The organism is Pseudomonas nitroreducens, assembly GCF_014204515.1.
Taxonomy (GTDB): Bacteria; Pseudomonadota; Gammaproteobacteria; order Pseudomonadales; family Pseudomonadaceae; genus Pseudomonas; species Pseudomonas nitritireducens_A.
Genome location: NZ_JACHLI010000052.1, coordinates 18,738 through 34,367 on the forward strand (window position 1 = coordinate 18,738; position 15,630 = coordinate 34,367).

A 15,630-nucleotide genomic window follows, 5' to 3' on the forward strand; every position below is an offset into this window, starting at 1 on the left:
TGGCCCACCGCTGCTGGAAATCATCGCGGATGAATCCGCTCCTACGGTCGCGAATTTGGCCTGGACGATGTCGCTGCCATTCAGCTACGGCGCCACAGGTTTGCGTAGGAGCGGACTACGTCCGCGATGGCTCGCCGCAGATAAAAGAATGCCGCCGCACCTGAGGTGCGGCGGCAAGGGTTCACGGCGCGGTCAGAAGTTGACCTTGAAGCCCACCGTCACCGCCTGGTCGCGGTAGCCGTTGTCGCCGTACTGGTGGCCCACTTCACCCCAGACGTTGACCCGACTGTTCACCTTGCTGGTGGCGCCGAGTTTCACTTCGAAGATGTCGCTGGCGCCATCCATCTCGAACTTCGTGCTGCCCATCTTGGCGCCGAAGTCCTTGGAGTTGTGGATCCAGTTGGTCTCGACATAAGGCTCCACACCGTAGGTGTTGGCGAAGCCGCCTTCCTGGTTGCTGCGCACGGCGGCGCGGGCGCCCAGGCGGGTCATGAGGTTGCCGTCGCCCTGGCCGGTGACCCTGGTGCCGTTGGCCTCGCGGTGGCTGTCGGCCTTCACGCCCATGTATACCACCTGCGCCTGGGGCTGCACGTAGTAGCTGGCGCTTTCGGTCTTCGCCACTTCGAAGGTCTTGCCGGCCTCGATGGAGGCGGTGATGCCCTTGGCGTCGTATTTCTCCTTGGCCAGTTGCTCGCCGCGCACTTCGGCGTCGAAGTCGTTCCACAGCACCCAGCTGTCGACGTAGGCGCCGTTCTCGTCATCGCGGTTCTCGTACCAGGTGCCATAGACGCCCAGGCTGTAGCCGTCGATCTCGCCGCGGGAGCGGTAGCCGGTGATGCGCGATTTGGTGGTGGAGTTGCCGTTGGCGTAGCCGGCCATCACGCCGACCACCCAGTCGCCGTTGTCGGTCTGCTTGCGGTACAGGTCGCTGCCCAGTTGCATGACGTAGCGGTTGGCCTCGGTCTTCAGCTGGCCGGTGCTGTCTTCCCAGCGGGTCGAACCATCGACGTTGCGCATCCACAGCATCGAGGTGACTTCCTTGCCGGTGTCCGGATCGACGTAGGTCAGGTTGCCGGTACGGTCATGCAGGCGGTGCAGGAACATCGTGTTGGCCGCCGCGAGGTTGGCGGTGTAGCTGCCGCCTTCGGGCTGACGCACGCGGTCGCTGTCGCCTGGCTTCGGCGCCGGATCCACGGGACCGGGCTGCTCCGGCGCAGGATCGACCGGATCGGGGTCTTCCGGGGTCGGGTCGACCGGGCCCGGCGGATCGACTGGCGGCGGATCGACCGGTGGCGGATCAACCGGCGGCGGGTCAACGGGTGGCGGCTCCTCCGGATCGGGTTCGGTCGGTTTGTACGAGGTCAGGTACCAGTCGCTGTCCGCGCCGGTGGAGCCGACGAAGCTGCCGCCACGGCGCAGCACGTACTCGTAGCCGCCCTCGGTGATCCGGTCGGATTTGAACTCGCCGGCCGAGGTGCCGCCGACGGTGATCATCTGGATGCCTTCCAGGGTCTCGGCGCCGGGGCCGTCGGTATTGTTGACGGTCACGCGGGTCTCGCCCGAGGTGTTGCCGGTCACCGCCAGCTTGTCGGTCTCGGAGGTGTCGTCACCCAGGTAGGTGTTCATCACCAGGTGGCCGCCGCCGCTGAAGTTGCCATCCACGGTCAGCGTCTTGTAGGTGTAGGCGCCGTGTTCGTCGTGGCGGTCGTAGACCAGCTGGGCGCCATCGGTGAGCGACAGGTTGGTGAGGTTGGAGTTGCCGGTCATGAACCAGTGGCTGGCAGCTCCGTCCATGGCCAGGTCGATTACGCCGTCGGTGGCGGTGCTGGTGGTGCCGTTGAGGTAGGAGCCGGCGGCCATCTTCAGGTCCAGCTTGCCGAGGTTCTCGGCATACAGCGCGGCACCCTTGCGGTTGACGGCGTCGTCGGCGGCGCTGCTGTCGATCCGGTACACAGCCGCGTTCTGCGAGACGATGCTGGAGTCCGCGCCGTTGGCGGCCATGGCGCGGTTGCCGTCGGTGACGGTGACCTGGGTATCGCCGTAGAGATTGACCTTGCCGCCGCGCATGCCGTTGAAGTCTTCCAGGGTCTGCACGTAGATGCCGTAGGCGTTGTTCTTCTCGGTGGTGATGTGGGTACTGCCCAGTTCGATGACGCCGCCGCGGTTGGCGAAGACCGCGTGGGCCGCTGAACCCTTGGTGGTGATGGTGCTGCCGTTGCCGATGCTGACCTGTGCATCGCCCTTGTAGGTCAGGTAGTCGGTATTGCGGTTGCCGGCATACACGGCATAACCGTTGCCGTCGCTGGTGTTGCTGCCCGAGGCGCTGGTGGTGATGGTCGCCCCGCTGCCGAGGATGATGGTGTTCACCCCGCCATTCTTGGAGGTGTTCGCCCGCACGCCCATGCCGGAGGTGTCGATGCTGGCATCGTTGCCGATGGTCACCGTGGAGTTGACGGCGTTCTCGGTGACGTTGATGCCGTCGGCGGAAAGACCCTTGGTGACGATGGTGAGCTTATCGATGGAGATCAGACTGGTGCCGATGTTGGCCTGGATGGCATCGGCTTTGTAGCCGCTGAGGGTGCCGGAGGCCACGCCGGTGCTGATGACGGCTTCCTTCACGTCGTAGCGGCCGTTGTTGCCGTAGATGCCGAAACCGGTCAGCGGCGCCATGCTGCCGCGGACATTGCCGGTGTCGATCTCCAGTTTCTCGACGCCGCTGGGCAGGCCCCAGTAGACCGATTCGTTGCAGGTATAGGTCTTGCCGTCCTCACTGGTCGTGCAGGCGGCGCTGGCCGTGCCGACCTGGCCGATCACGGCAATGGCCAGTGCGACGTGCGTGGCCAGAAGAGTTTTCGAAAAGCGCATTGCAACCTCCTTGCCGCCGTCGTCTCGCGACGATGCGGGGCATGTTTCCAGCGCCGGGAGCCGTTCTTGGCTGGTGATCGCAAGAGCGTGCTTGCGGATCGGTTCCTGCTTTCGCTGGACGATGGCGCCTGACGGGGCAGGCCTGGGGAGGGCAGGGCCGTGAAGTTTCGAGCCCTGCCCAATCCGCTGCGGAGGGGGCGCGTCGGATCAGTGGGCTCATTGTTCAGAAAGCGTTCAGGTGGCCGAATAAGACAAATCTCAATCGGCCGGCGGCGGGGTGGCGGAGGGGAAAAGTCTTGATTCAGGGCAAGACGAAGGCGGACCGGGCATTGCGCACCGGCCCGCGAGCAGCCCGCTCGGTCAGAGCGGCTGCACGGTCAGAAGAGGAAATAGCGCTGCGCCATCGGCAGCACCTGCGCCGGCTCACACCAGAGCAACTCTCCGTCCGCGCGCACCTGGTAGTTCTGCGCATCGACCTCGATGTGCGGCAGGTAGGCGTTGTGGATCAGATCGGTCTTCTGCACGCTGCGGCAGCCCTTCACCACGCCGATGGTCTTGTGCAGGCCCAGTTCGTGGTGCACGCCGCTCTCGAACGCGGATTGGCTGATAAAGGTCAGGCAGGTGGCATGGCGGCTGCCACCGAAGCTGGCGAACATCGGCCGGTAGTGCACCGGCTGTGGCGTCGGGATCGAGGCGTTGGCGTCGCCCATCAGGCTGGCGGCGATGGCCCCGCCCTTGAGGATCAGGCTCGGCTTCACGCCGAAGAAGGCCGGGCGCCAGAGCACCAGGTCGGCCAGCTTGCCCACTTCGATGCTGCCCACTTCATGGGCCACGCCGTGGGTGATCGCCGGGTTGATGGTGTACTTGGCGATGTAGCGCTTGGCGCGGAAGTTGTCGTTGCGCGCGCCGTCGCCGGGCAGCGCGCCGCGCTGCTGCTTCATCTTGTCGGCGGTCTGCCAGGTGCGCGTGATTACCTCGCCGACACGGCCCATGGCCTGGCTGTCGGAGCTGATCATGCTGAAGGCGCCGAGATCGTGGAGGATGTCTTCGGCGGCGATGGTCTCGCGGCGGATGCGTGACTCGGCGAAGGCCACGTCCTCGGCGATGCTCGGGTCCAGGTGGTGGCAGACCATGAGCATGTCCAGGTGCTCGTCGATGGTGTTGCGGGTGAAGGGCCGGGTCGGGTTGGTCGAGCTGGGCAGCACGTTGGCGAAGCCGCAGGCCTTGATGATGTCCGGCGCGTGGCCGCCGCCGGCGCCCTCGGTGTGGTAGGTGTGGATGGTGCGGCCCTTGAAGGCGGCCAGGGTGGTTTCGACGAAGCCGGATTCGTTGAGGGTGTCGGTATGGATCGCCACCTGCACGTCGAGGCGGTCGGCCACCGACAGGCAGTTGTCGATGGCCGCCGGGGTGGTGCCCCAGTCCTCGTGCAGCTTCAGGCCGATGGCGCCGGCGCGCACCTGCTCTTCCAGCGGCAGCGGCAGGCTGGCGTTGCCCTTGCCGGTGAAGCCGATGTTCATCGGGAAGGCGTCGGCTGCCTGGAGCATGCGCGCCATGTGCCACGGCCCGGAAGTGCAGGTGGTGGCATTGGTGCCGGTGGCCGGCCCGGTGCCGCCGCCGATCATGGTGGTCACCCCGCTCATCAGCGCCTCTTCGATCTGCTGCGGGCAGATGAAGTGGATGTGCGTGTCGATGCCGCCGGCGGTGAGGATCATGCCTTCGCCAGCGATCACTTCGGTGCTGGCGCCCAGGGCGATGGTGACATTCGGCTGGATGTCCGGATTGCCGGCCTTGCCGATGGCGGCGATGCGCCCGTGCTTGAGGCCGACGTCAGCCTTGACGATGCCCCAGTGGTCGAGGATCAGCGCGTTGGTGATTACCGTGTCGACCACCTGGGCCGCGCACAGCTGGCCCTGGCCCATGCCGTCGCGGATGACCTTGCCGCCGCCGAATTTCACTTCCTCGCCGTAGACGGTGAAGTCCTTCTCGACCTCGATCCACAGGCCGGTATCGGCCAGGCGCACGCGGTCACCGACGGTGGGGCCGAACATGTCGGCATACGCCTGGCGGCTGATCTTCATACTCGATCCTCTTTTTGGGCGGCAGGCTTCAGGCTGCAGGCCTCAGGTAAAAGCATTGGTTCTGGTTGCTCGTGGCCTGCAGCCTGAAGCCTGCCGCCTGTAGCCATGACTCCTACAGCGCCCCCATCACCCGCCCCGCAAATCCATACACCTTCCGCTCGCCCGCCAGTTCCACCAGCTCCACCTCGCGGCTCTGCCCCGGCTCGAAGCGCACCGCGGTGCCGGCGGGGATGTTCAGGCGCATGCCGCGTGCCGCATCGCGATCGAACAGCAGGGCATCGTTGGTCTCGAAGAAGTGGTAGTGCGAGCCGACCTGGATCGGCCGATCTCCGCTATTGGCCACCGTCAGGGCGAGCGTGCGGCGGCCGACGTTGAGTTCAATCTCGCCGCTCTGGATGTCGTATTCGCCAGGGATCATGGTTGAGCCTTTGAAAGTGTCTTGTAGTAGATGGCAGTGGCGCGATAAGTGCCGTCCGGACTACAGGCGTAATCGGGAAGATTGCCGGCATGGGTGTACCCCAGCGTCCGGTAAAAGGACTCCGCTTCGCTGCCAGCCTCGGTATCCAGGTAGAGCAGGCCTCGCTTGAGCTCCTTGGCTTCCAACTCCAGACACTGCATCAACTCCCGAGCGATGCCGCGTCGGCGCGCCTTGCTGTGCACCAGTAGCTTTTGCACTTCGGCGCGATTAAGGCCATTGGGCTTACGGCACAGGTTCAATTGCACGCTGCCCACTACTTGGCCGTTTTCGAGTGCTAGCCAGACCTGCTGCTCGCCCTCCTGCATGGCGGCCTGTACCTGATCGAAATAGCGACTTGCGTGGGCCTCATCAAGGTCGAACAGAAAGCCAACCGAAGCACCGTTTTCCACGGCATCGAACAGCAACTCGCGCAAGCATGTTCGGTGGGGGTAAAGGTCTTGAGCGCAGAGTCGCGTGATTGTCAGCATCAGGGGGCGCTCCGCTCCGGGTCGAGGATCAGTTGCATGAAGGTCAGGTCCAGCCAGCGGCCGAACTTCTGGCCCACCTGGGGCATCTGTCCGCTGGTGATGAAGCCGAGGCGCTCGTGCAGGCGGATCGATGCGCTGTTGCCGCTCTCGATGGCCGCGACCATCACGTGCAGGCCCTGGGCACGGGCGCGCTCGATCAGCGCCTGCATCAGCAGCGGGCCGAGACCCTTGCCGCGCTGGTCGGCACGCACGTAGACCGAGTGTTCGACCGTCTCGCGAAAGCCGTCGAAGGCGCGCCACGGGCCGTAGCTGGCGTAGCCCACCACCTCGCCGCCGTCTTCGGCCACGATCACCGGGAAGCCCTGCTGCGCGCGCAGCTCAAGCCAGGCGCGGCGGTTCTCCAGGTCGATGGCGACCTCGTTCCAGATGGCGGTGGTATTGAGCACGGCGTCGTTGTAGATGTCGCGCAGACTGCCGAGGTCGGCTTGGCTGGCGTCGCGGATGTGCATGGCGGTTCCTTGTTTCGTAGGGCGGATGAAGCGGGACGCTTTATCCGCCGATTTCATCTTGTAGATCAGGCGATCGGCTGGTGCACGGTGACCAGCTTGGTGCCGTCCGGGAAGGTGGCTTCCACCTGGATTTCCGGGATCATTTCCGGCACGCCTTCCATCACCTGATCGCGGGACAGCAGCGTGGTGCCGTAGTGCATCAGGTCGGCGACCGTCTGGCCATCCCGCGCGCCTTCGAGCAGCGCGGCGGAGATCAGCGCCACGGCCTCCGGGTAGTTGAGCTTCACACCTCGGGCGAGGCGGCGCTCGGCGACCAGGCCGGCGGTGAAGATCAGCAGCTTGTCCTTCTCGCGGGGAGTCAGGTCCATCTCAGGTGCTCCAAATTCTTGGTGGAACGGCTTCGCGGCCGAGCAGCGCGGGCCGCAGCCGGCGCCACAGTTCGATGAGCCAGGCGCGGGCGTGCAGCGCCTCATGGGCGAGGCAGCGGGCGACCACCAGGCCGGGCAGTTGGGTGAGGTTGCCGCGCCCCTGGCAGGGGATGGCGCGGCAGGCTTCGATCAGCGTCGCGTCGATCTGCCCGCTGGCGATCAGCGTCGCCATCACCGGGTAGCCGGCGAGGCCGATGGGCGAGTCGAGCAGGCCGTCGTTACCCGTTACGCGCTGGCGTTCGTGCCACAGGCGCTGGCCGTCGCGGCGGATGTCCAGGGCGGCGCTGAAGTGGCCGTCGTCGAAACGCTCGCCGCTGGCCGGGCGGCCGAGGGCGACCACGTCCCAGTAGAACAGGCGGGCGTCGGCTTCGAGGTCGATGCGGGTGGTCAGCTCGGTCTGGGCGCCGGAGTAGACGATGGTTTCCTGCGGCAGCCATTCCAGCGTGGCGCCGGGAGCGACGCGGATAGCCAGCTGCTGCGTGGCCGGGCAGTTGGCGCGGTACCACTTGGCCGCGCCAGGGCTGGTGAGTTGCGCCCAGCTGTCCGCGCCGGCGTGGATATCCAGCTTCAGTGTGTCACCGCCAGCGATGCCGCCGGGCGGGTGCACGACGATGTGCTGGCAGACCTGCGGCCCTTCCGCGTACAGGTGTTTCTGCACCCGCAGCGGCCCCAGATGGCGCCGGGTGAGCGGCCGCGTGCTGTCGCCGCTGCGCGCGTAGGCGAGTTCCAGCTCGGCGTGCCAGGCGGGGTGGAAGAGGGTGGCCGGTGCGTTCATGGGCAGCTGCGAAACCAGGGATGCACAGGACAGAGCAATCAGCGTGCCGGGCGCGCCAGGATAGTGCGCTGGTCGTTGTCGACGACGGGAAGATCAGGCGGGCGGGGGATCGGAGCGGAAAAGCGGGATTGTCCGATCGGTCAGGTAAGGGCGCTTTTGCGGTGCATCGCCCGCATGAGTGCACCCAATCGGTGCGTAGGAGCGGACTCTGTCCGCGATAGCTTCGCCCCCGCGCGGCGGCAGGCATGATCGCGGATGAATCCGCTCCTACAAGAGCCGGGCCTCAGCCCAGCTGCTTGCGCATGTACACCCGGCGGAAGCCGTTCTCCACCTTGCGTGCGTATTCCTGGTAGCCGTTCTTCGCGTACAGCTCGATGTTCTCCACCATGCGTTCGTTGGTGTAGAGGTACAGCGAGCTGAAGCCCAGCTGGGTGGCGGTGGCTTCGGCGTGGATCAGCAGTTCGCGGCCGATGCCCTGGCCGGCGCATTCGGGCAGCACGGCGATGTTGTCGAGCAGGAAGCCCTCGTCGGTTTCACGCATCACCAGCAGGCCCACCGGCGCGCCGTCCTGCTCGGCGATCAGCACGCGGTCTTCGGCGATGATCGCGTGGTAGTCATCCAGCATCGGCCCCGGCTTGCGGCCGAGCTTGGGAATCCACTGGGCGTAGGCGGCAGCCACGCAGACTGCGGCGAAACCGGCGTCATCGTTGACGGCGGGGCGCAGGACGAGGGGCATGACGAACTCCGGAAAAAACAGTACGGGGCCTGGCAGCTTGCCATCGGCCGGCGTTGTTCGCCAGTGACAGGTCGTCTCGGGGTACGGGCGGTTCGCGAGCAGCCTCCTGCACGATACTTCTCCGCTCGGGCCGCCCCTCACCCCAGCCCTCTCCCAAGGGAGAGGGGGCCGTATGGAGCAGGATGAAACCATGGCGTCAGCCGGCACAGTCTGCCCCTCTCCCTGAGGGAGAGGGCTGGGGTGAGGGGGGGAAGCCCGGGCACAGCAGCCAACCCCGTAGGGCGCATAACGCCCCGGGCGTTATCCGCCGATCCTCACCTCCACGAGGCAGCAATGGCGGATAAAGCGTGCCGCTTTATGCGCCCTACGCGGGGTACCGGCTCAGATCGCCACCAGACCGCGCACGCCGTCGTTTTCCATGTCCGCGCCACGGCCCTGCTGGACGATTTCGCCGCGGGACATCACCAGGTACTGGTCAGCCAGCTCGGCGGCGAAGTCGTAGAACTGCTCCACCAGCAGGATGGCCATGTCGCCGCGTTCGGCGAGCTTCCTGATCACCGCGCCGATCTCCTTGATCACCGAGGGCTGAATGCCTTCGGTGGGCTCGTCGAGGATCAGCAGGCGCGGCTTGCTGGCCAGTGCTCGGCCGATGGCCAGCTGTTGCTGCTGGCCGCCGGAGAGGTCACCGCCCCGGCGCTGCTTCATCTCGCGCAGCACCGGAAAGAGTTCGTAGATGTGCTCGGGCACCGCCTTGGCCTCGCCGGCGCGGAAGCGCGACAGGCCCATCAGCAGGTTTTCCTCCACGGTGAGACGCGGAAAGATTTCCCGACCCTGGGGCACGTAGGCGATGCCGGCGTGCACGCGCTGATGCGGCTTGAAACCGGTGATCGGCTTGCCCTCCCAGCTGACCTTGCCGTCCTTGGCGGGCACCAGGCCCATCAGGCAGCGCAGCAGGGTGGTCTTGCCCACGCCGTTGCGCCCGAGCAGGCAGGTGACCTCGCCGATCTTCGCGTCGAACGACAGGCCACGCAGGATGTGGCTGCCGCCGTAGTACTGGTGCAGTTTGTCGACTTGCAGCATGGGTTTGTTCCTTGATGTCCATGGGCGCTTGGCGCGCTTCGAGAGCTGTTGGGTATCGCTGCGCTCCACGCCAACCTACGCCGTGCCTCACGGCTAACCTTGTACGTAGGATGGGTGGAGCGCAGCGATACCCATGCTGTGCAGCGAGCGTCAGCGCCCCAGATAAACCTCGATCACCTGCTCGTTCGCCTGCACGTCCTCCAGTGAACCCTCGGCCAGCACATGCCCCTGGTGCAGCACGCTGACATGGTCGGCGATGCTGCCGACGAAGCCCATGTCGTGCTCCACCACCATCAGCGAGTGCTGGCCGGCGAGGGACTTGAACAGCTCGGCGGTGAACTCGGTTTCGGCGTCGGTCATGCCCGCCACCGGCTCGTCCAGCAGCAGGAGTTGCGGCTCCTGCACCAGCAGCATGCCGATCTCCAGGAACTGCTTCTGCCCGTGGGAGAGCAGCCCGGCGGGGCGGTTGCGCGACTCGCGCAGGCGGATGGTGCTGAGTACTTCCTCGATGCGGTCCTTCTGCGCGCCGGAGAGCTTCGCCCGCAGGCTGGCCCACACCGACTTGTCGGTCTTCTGCGCGAGCTCCAGGTTCTCGAACACGCTGAGCGCCTCGAACACCGTGGGTTTCTGGAACTTGCGGCCGATGCCGGCCTGGGCGATCTCCACCTCGCTCATGCGGGTGAGGTCGAGGGTCTCGCCGAAGAACGCCTTGCCGTTGTCCGGGCGGGTCTTGCCGGTGATCACGTCCATCAGCGTGGTCTTGCCCGCGCCGTTTGGCCCGATGATGCAGCGCAGTTCGCCAACGCCGATGTACAGCGTCAGGTCGCGCAGGGCGCGAAAGCCATCGAAGCTGACGTTGATGTCTTCCAGGGTCAGGATGGTGCCGTGGCGCACGTCCAGCTGGCCGCTGGCGCTCGAGCCGATGCCGATGGCATCGCGGCTGGCGCCCGGATCGCGGTTGGGGTCATAGGCCGGTTCCAGCATCAGGTGGGGTACTGCTCTCATTGCTCTTTCTCCCGCTTGATCAGGCCAAGGATGCCGCGCGGCAGGTACAGGGTGACGACGATGAACAGCGCGCCAAGGAAGAACAGCCAGTACTCGGGGAAGGCCACGGTGAACCAGCTCTTCGCGCCGTTCACCACGCCGGCGCCCAGCAGCGGGCCGATCAGCGTGCCACGCCCGCCCAGGGCGACCCAGACGGCGGCTTCGATGGAGTTGGTCGGCGACATTTCGCTGGGGTTGATGATGCCTACCAGCGGCACGAACAGCGCGCCGGCCAGGCCGCAGAGCACAGCGCTCAGGGTCCAGACGAACAGCTTGTAGCCGCGCGGGTCGTAGCCGCAGAACATCAGGCGGTTTTCCGCGTCACGTAGCGCGGTGAGCACTCGGCCGAACTTGCTGCGCGCCAGGGCGAAGCCGATGGCCAGGCTCGCCGCCAGCAGCAGGACGATGGCGATGAACAGCGCCGCACGGGTGCCCGGTGCGGTAATGGAAAAGCCCAGGATGCTGCGGAAGTTGGTGAAGCCGTTGTTGCCGCCGAAACCTGTCTCGTTGCGGAAGAACAGCAGCATGCCGGCGAAGGTCAGCGCCTGGGTCATGATCGAGAAGTACACGCCCTTGATCCGCGAGCGGAAGGCGAAGAAGCCGAACACCAGGGCCAGCAGGCCGGGCGCCAGCACCACCAGGCACAGCGCCCAGAGGAAGTGCTGGGTGCCGGCCCAGTACCAGGGCAGCTCGGTCCAGGAGAGGAAGGTCATGAACGCCGGCAACTGGTTGCCGGCCGCCTCGCGCATCAGGTACATGCCCATGGCGTAGCCGCCCAGGGCGAAGAACAGCCCGTGGCCCAGGGACAGCAGGCCTGCATAGCCCCAGACCAGGTCCAGCGCCAGGGCGACGATGGCGTAGCAGAGGATCTTGCCGGTGAGCGTCAGGCCGTAGGCGGACAGGTGCAGTGGATTGCTCTCCGGCAACAGATGCAGCAGCGGCAGGATCAGCAGCGCGACCAGCACGGTGCCGACCAGGCTGGCGGTGAGTTTCGGGCCGGCCTTCTGCGCGGCCGTCACGGTGAGTGGCTGGTTCAATCGATGACCCTCCCTTTCAGAGCGAAGAGCCCCTGCGGACGTTTCTGGATGAACAGGATGATCAGCGCGAGGATCAGGATCTTGCCCAGCACCGCGCCGATCTGCGGTTCGAGGATCTTGTTCGCCACGCCCAGGCCGAAGGCGGCGAGCACGCTGCCGGCGAGCTGGCCGACGCCACCGAGCACCACGACGAGGAACGAGTCGATGATGTAGCTCTGGCCCAGGTCCGGACCGACGTTGCCGACCTGCGACAGCGCCACCCCGCCCAGGCCGGCGATGCCCGAGCCGAGGCCGAAGGCGAGCATGTCCACGCGGCCGGTGGGCACGCCGCAGCAGGCCGCCATGTTGCGGTTCTGGGTGACGGCGCGGACGTTCAGGCCGAGGCGCGTGCGGTTGAGCAGCAGCCAGGTCAGCGCCAGCACGAACAGCGCGAAGCCAATGATGACGATGCGGTTCCATGGCAGCACGAGGTTGGGCAGCACCTGGATGCCGCCGGACAGCCACGCCGGGTTGGCCACCTCGACGTTCTGCGCGCCGAACAGTACGCGCACCAGCTGGATCAGCACCAGGCTGATGCCCCAGGTGGCGAGCAGGGTTTCCAGCGGGCGGCCGTAGAGATGGCGGATCACCGTGCGCTCCAGGGCCATGCCGATGCACGCGGTGACCAGGAAGGCCACCGGCAGCGCCAGCAGCGGGTACAGCTCCAGAATTCCCGGTGCGAAACGCTGGCAGAGCAACTGCACCACATAGGTGGAGTAGGCGCCGAGCATCAGCATCTCGCCGTGGGCCATGTTGATCACCCCCAGCAGCCCGTAGGTGATCGCCAGGCCGAGGGCCGCGAGCAGCAGGATCGAGCCCAGCGACAGGCCGCTGAAGGCCTGGCCGAACAGGTCGCCGACCAGCAGCCGGCGCTTGACCTGGCCGAGGCTGGTGGCGGCGGCGGTGCGTACCGAGTCGTCGGGTTCGACGGTGGGGTCGAGGAGGTTTTCCAGCCGGGTACGTGCCTGCGGATCGCCGGATTCTCCCAGCAGGCGCACGGCGGACAGCCGCACCGCCGGAGCCGGGTCGGCCAGTTGCAGGTTGGCCAGGGCCAGTTGCAGGGCGGCTTTGACGGCGTCGTCGGATTCTTCGTTGAGGCGGTATTCGAGCAGCGTGCGTTGCGCCGGGCGGGCGCTTTTCTGCAATTGACGCGCAGCTTCCAGGCGCACGTCGGCGCTGTCGGCCACCAACTGGTGGCTGGCCATGGCGGTGTTCACCAGGCCGCGCAGGCGGTTGTTCAGGCGCAGCTTGTCAGGCTCGCCGACCGGCGCGGCGCTGCCGTCGGCGGCGTGGTACTGGTCATCGTCGCCGAGCAGGAAGGCGCGGTTCTGCGCATCGAGCGCCAGGCGCCCGGACTGGATGGCCTGCAGCAGCGGCAGGCGATCGGCGTCGGGGGCGGCGGCCCATTGTTCGAGCAGTCTGGCGCGGGCGTCGTTGTCGGCGCCGGCGAAGTCCTGCGCGGGGCTGGCGAAGGCGAGCTGCGGCAACAGCAGGGCCAGCGCGAGGGCGCAGAGGCGGAGCAGGTGGGGCAGGGCAGTGAGCATTGGCAGTTCCCGGCACGCTGGAGTCTGGGATTCCCTCACCCCGGCCCTCTCCCGGAGGGAGAGGGGGAAGAGCGGATCGGAGCGCGAACCTGACGCTCGCACCGGCCGGTCCCCTCTCCCTCTGGGAGAGGGTTAGGGTGAGGGCGCTCTCAGGGAGATCAGTTACCGCGCACCGCGTAATCCGGCTTCTTGTCGTTGCCCGGAATGAACGGGCTCCACGGCTGGGCGCGGATCGGCTCGGGGGTCTTCCAGACCACGTTGAACTGACCGTTGTCCTCGATCTCGCCGATCATCACCGGTTTGTGCAGGTGGTGGTTGGTCTTATCCATGGTCAGGGTGAAGCCCGACGGCGCCTTGAAGGTCTGCCCGCCCATGGCCTCGCGGACCTTGTCGACGTCGGTGCTGCCGGCCTTCTGCGCGGCCTGCGCCCACATGTGGATGCCGACGTAGGTGGCCTCCATCGGGTCGTTGGTCACCGCGGTGCTGTAGTTGGGCAGGTTCTTCGCCTTGGCGTAGGCCTTCCAGTCGGCGACGAACTTGCTGTTCTCCGGGTTCTTCACCGACTCGAAGTAGTTCCATGCCGCGAGGTTGCCCACCAGCGGCTTGGTGTCGATGCCGCGCAGTTCCTCCTCGCCCACGGAGAAGGCCACCACCGGTACTTCGGTGGCTTCCAGGCCCTGGTTGGCCAGTTCCTTGTAGAAGGGCACGTTGGAGTCGCCATTGACGGTGGAGATCACTGCGGTCTTGCCGCCGGCGGAGAATTTCTTGATGTCGGCGACGATGGTCTGGTAGTCGCTGTGGCCAAACGGCGTGTAGACCTCCTGGATGTCCTTGTCGGCCACGCCCTTGCTGTGCAGGAAGGCGCGCAGGATCTTGTTGGTGGTACGCGGGTAGACGTAGTCGGTGCCCAGCAGGAAGAAGCGCTTGGCGGCGCCGCCGTCCTCGCTCATCAGGTATTCCACCGCCGGGATCGCCTGCTGGTTCGGTGCGGCGCCGGTGTAGAAGACGTTGGGCGACATTTCCTCGCCCTCGTATTGCACCGGGTAGAACAGCAGGCCGTTGAGCTCCTCGAACACCGGCAGCACCGACTTGCGCGACACGCTGGTCCAGCAGCCGAAGACCACCGCGACCTTGTCCTGGGTCAGCAGCTGGCGCGCCTTCTCGGCGAACAGCGGCCAGTTGGAGGCCGGGTCGACCACCACCGCCTCGAGCTGCTTGCCGTTCACTCCGCCCTTGGCGTTGATCTCGTCGATGGTCATCAGCGCCATGTCCTTGAGCGAGGTCTCGGAGATCGCCATGGTGCCGGACAGCGAATGCAGGATGCCGACCTTGATGGTCTCGGCAGCCTGGGTGCTGAACGGGAACAGACCGGTGAGCAGCAGGGCGCTCATGGCCAGCGTACTTTTCAACAGCGGACGGCGTTTCATCGCGGCAGCCTCCTTGGCTATCCAGGGGCGGGGAGCTGCCGGTGCGGCAGTTTCCCGGAAATGGGGCGACCCCGGACGGGGTCGCAGCTGCCATCGCAGCATCCGTGCCAAACAGGCAAAAGCCTTGGCGCAGACGGTCTGCACGCGATTTTCTGTCGTATAGGGAGGGTTTTTCAGTGCGCAGCTTTGGTGCGCCGAACCCGCTTTGCCGCGGGGCGCTCCCCATTGCTGCGCATCAGGTGGGGCTGACGAAGTACCCGCGCACGCCGGTCATGATGATCTGCGCGGCGAGGGCGCAGACGAACAGGCCCATCAGCCGGCTGACGATCATCAGGCCCTGCTCGCCCAGGACCTTCTCGATCTTGTCGGAGAGATACAGCGTGACCCCTACGGTCAGGCAGGCCAGGAAGATCGCCGCCAGGGCCAGCAGCTTGTGCTCCCAGTCCTGGTTCACCCCCATCACCAGCAGCGCACCGATGGTGCCGGGGCCGACGGTGATGGGGATGGTCAGCGGGACGATGGTGACGTCCTGCTGCACGTTGTCCGCCTGCACCGCCGAGCGCCCTTGGGCCATGCCCAGGGCGGAAATGAACAGCACGCTGCCGGCGCCGATGCGGAAGGCATCCGCGGTGATGCCGAACAGGGTGAAGATGTAACGCCCGAACAGGTACAGCAGCACGCTGGCGATCAGCGCCGCCAGGGCCACGCGCCAGGCCATGCGCTTGCGGTCGCGCGGGGCGAAGCCGCGGTTCAGGCTGATGAAGCAGGACAGCACGAAAAACGGGCTGTAGAGCACCAGCATCTTCAGGTACACGCTGAACATCGCTTGCATGGGAACGACTCGTCCGGATTGAGTGGGCGCGGCAGGGCAAAGCATAGCGGGTGAGGGCGCAGGCGGCATTGCGGCGGGGCAAATGCCCGGTTGGTCTATCGGGTTACGTAGGAGCGGACTCCGTCCGCGACCGATTCCGCATCGCGCCGGACGTCAATCGCGGACGGAGTCCGCTTGTATGGCGTTAGGGTAGGAGCCTGTCGGGGGTGGAGGGACAAAGTCCGCTTCTGCAAGCCAGACGGTAGGAGACTTCCCCCGCCCACGCGCTCACGACAAGCGCCGATAAGGAAT

At 66.2% G+C, this 15,630-nt stretch carries 14 protein-coding genes; all 14 read right to left on the minus strand.

Going from position 1 to position 15,630, the window contains the following annotated elements; all coding sequences use genetic code 11:
* Nucleotides 1-192: 192 nt before the first annotated feature.
* On the minus strand, nucleotides 193-2,865 hold the full coding sequence (locus tag HNP46_RS33855; RefSeq protein WP_184598065.1) for an autotransporter outer membrane beta-barrel domain-containing protein: 2,673 nt from the start codon (nucleotides 2,863-2,865) through the stop codon (nucleotides 193-195).
* A 377-nt stretch (nucleotides 2,866-3,242) separates the two neighbouring features.
* A complete protein-coding gene (ureC, locus tag HNP46_RS33860; RefSeq protein WP_184598068.1) occupies nucleotides 3,243-4,943 on the minus strand; it encodes an urease subunit alpha in 1,701 nt (566 codons plus the stop codon).
* Between the two features lie 112 nt (nucleotides 4,944-5,055).
* Nucleotides 5,056-5,361, minus strand: a complete 306-nt coding sequence (locus tag HNP46_RS33865) for an urease subunit beta (RefSeq protein WP_184598079.1) — start codon at nucleotides 5,359-5,361, stop codon at nucleotides 5,056-5,058.
* Nucleotides 5,358-5,888, minus strand: a complete 531-nt coding sequence (locus tag HNP46_RS33870; protein WP_184598081.1) for a GNAT family N-acetyltransferase — start codon at nucleotides 5,886-5,888, stop codon at nucleotides 5,358-5,360. Before HNP46_RS33870 ends, HNP46_RS33865 begins: the two co-directional genes overlap by 4 nt.
* Entirely contained in the window at nucleotides 5,888-6,397 is a 510-nt protein-coding gene (locus HNP46_RS33875; protein ID WP_184598084.1) for a GNAT family N-acetyltransferase, read from the minus strand. Before HNP46_RS33875 ends, HNP46_RS33870 begins: the two co-directional genes overlap by 1 nt.
* A 65-nt stretch (nucleotides 6,398-6,462) precedes the next feature.
* Nucleotides 6,463-6,765: an urease subunit gamma gene (gene ureA, locus HNP46_RS33880; RefSeq protein WP_184598087.1), complete on the minus strand. Its 303-nt coding sequence runs from the start codon at nucleotides 6,763-6,765 to the stop codon at nucleotides 6,463-6,465.
* A gap of 1 nt (nucleotide 6,766) precedes the next feature.
* Nucleotides 6,767-7,600: an urease accessory protein UreD gene (locus tag HNP46_RS33885; RefSeq protein ID WP_184598090.1), complete on the minus strand. Its 834-nt coding sequence runs from the start codon at nucleotides 7,598-7,600 to the stop codon at nucleotides 6,767-6,769.
* 283 nt (nucleotides 7,601-7,883) lie between these two features.
* A complete protein-coding gene (locus HNP46_RS33890; RefSeq protein WP_184598092.1) occupies nucleotides 7,884-8,336 on the minus strand; it encodes a GNAT family N-acetyltransferase in 453 nt (150 codons plus the stop codon).
* Between the two features lie 381 nt (nucleotides 8,337-8,717).
* Nucleotides 8,718-9,416, minus strand: coding sequence for an urea ABC transporter ATP-binding subunit UrtE (gene urtE / locus HNP46_RS33895; protein WP_184598095.1), 699 nt, complete (start codon nucleotides 9,414-9,416; stop codon nucleotides 8,718-8,720).
* A 150-nt stretch (nucleotides 9,417-9,566) separates the two neighbouring features.
* Complete coding sequence (gene urtD / locus HNP46_RS33900; RefSeq protein ID WP_184598098.1) at nucleotides 9,567-10,421, minus strand: urea ABC transporter ATP-binding protein UrtD; 855 nt, start codon at nucleotides 10,419-10,421, stop codon at nucleotides 9,567-9,569.
* Nucleotides 10,418-11,497 carry an urea ABC transporter permease subunit UrtC gene (urtC, locus tag HNP46_RS33905; protein WP_184598101.1) on the minus strand — a complete coding sequence of 360 codons (1,080 nt, stop codon included), beginning with the start codon at nucleotides 11,495-11,497 and terminating at the stop codon, nucleotides 10,418-10,420. Before urtC ends, urtD begins: the two co-directional genes overlap by 4 nt.
* Nucleotides 11,494-13,080 carry an urea ABC transporter permease subunit UrtB gene (gene urtB / locus HNP46_RS33910; RefSeq protein ID WP_184598110.1) on the minus strand — a complete coding sequence of 529 codons (1,587 nt, stop codon included), beginning with the start codon at nucleotides 13,078-13,080 and terminating at the stop codon, nucleotides 11,494-11,496. Before urtB ends, urtC begins: the two co-directional genes overlap by 4 nt.
* Nucleotides 13,081-13,238: 158 nt before the next feature.
* Nucleotides 13,239-14,507 (minus strand): urea ABC transporter substrate-binding protein, encoded by a 1,269-nt coding sequence (gene urtA / locus HNP46_RS33915; RefSeq protein WP_184598120.1) that lies wholly within the window; start codon nucleotides 14,505-14,507, stop codon nucleotides 13,239-13,241.
* A gap of 235 nt (nucleotides 14,508-14,742) precedes the next feature.
* Nucleotides 14,743-15,339: a MarC family protein gene (locus HNP46_RS33920; protein ID WP_184598123.1), complete on the minus strand. Its 597-nt coding sequence runs from the start codon at nucleotides 15,337-15,339 to the stop codon at nucleotides 14,743-14,745.
* Nucleotides 15,340-15,630 lie beyond the last annotated feature (291 nt).

Excerpts from the sequence above, each read along its gene's own strand:
- ureC (WP_184598068.1), bottom strand. The coding sequence starts at position 4,943 with ATGAAGATCAGCCGCCAGGCGTATGCCGACATGTTCGGCCCCACCGTC.
- urtB (WP_184598110.1), bottom strand. The coding sequence starts at position 13,080 with ATGCTCACTGCCCTGCCCCACCTGCTCCGCCTCTGCGCCCTCGCGCTG.
- HNP46_RS33870 (WP_184598081.1), bottom strand. The coding sequence starts at position 5,888 with ATGCTGACAATCACGCGACTCTGCGCTCAAGACCTTTACCCCCACCGA.
- urtA (WP_184598120.1), bottom strand. The coding sequence starts at position 14,507 with ATGAAACGCCGTCCGCTGTTGAAAAGTACGCTGGCCATGAGCGCCCTG.
- urtE (WP_184598095.1), bottom strand. The coding sequence starts at position 9,416 with ATGCTGCAAGTCGACAAACTGCACCAGTACTACGGCGGCAGCCACATC.
- ureA (WP_184598087.1), bottom strand. The coding sequence starts at position 6,765 with ATGGACCTGACTCCCCGCGAGAAGGACAAGCTGCTGATCTTCACCGCC.
- HNP46_RS33875 (WP_184598084.1), bottom strand. The coding sequence starts at position 6,397 with ATGCACATCCGCGACGCCAGCCAAGCCGACCTCGGCAGTCTGCGCGAC.
- HNP46_RS33920 (WP_184598123.1), bottom strand. The coding sequence starts at position 15,339 with ATGCAAGCGATGTTCAGCGTGTACCTGAAGATGCTGGTGCTCTACAGC.
- HNP46_RS33890 (WP_184598092.1), bottom strand. The coding sequence starts at position 8,336 with ATGCCCCTCGTCCTGCGCCCCGCCGTCAACGATGACGCCGGTTTCGCC.
- HNP46_RS33855 (WP_184598065.1), bottom strand. The coding sequence starts at position 2,865 with ATGCGCTTTTCGAAAACTCTTCTGGCCACGCACGTCGCACTGGCCATT.
- HNP46_RS33885 (WP_184598090.1), bottom strand. The coding sequence starts at position 7,600 with ATGAACGCACCGGCCACCCTCTTCCACCCCGCCTGGCACGCCGAGCTG.
- urtD (WP_184598098.1), bottom strand. The coding sequence starts at position 10,421 with ATGAGAGCAGTACCCCACCTGATGCTGGAACCGGCCTATGACCCCAAC.
- HNP46_RS33865 (WP_184598079.1), bottom strand. The coding sequence starts at position 5,361 with ATGATCCCTGGCGAATACGACATCCAGAGCGGCGAGATTGAACTCAAC.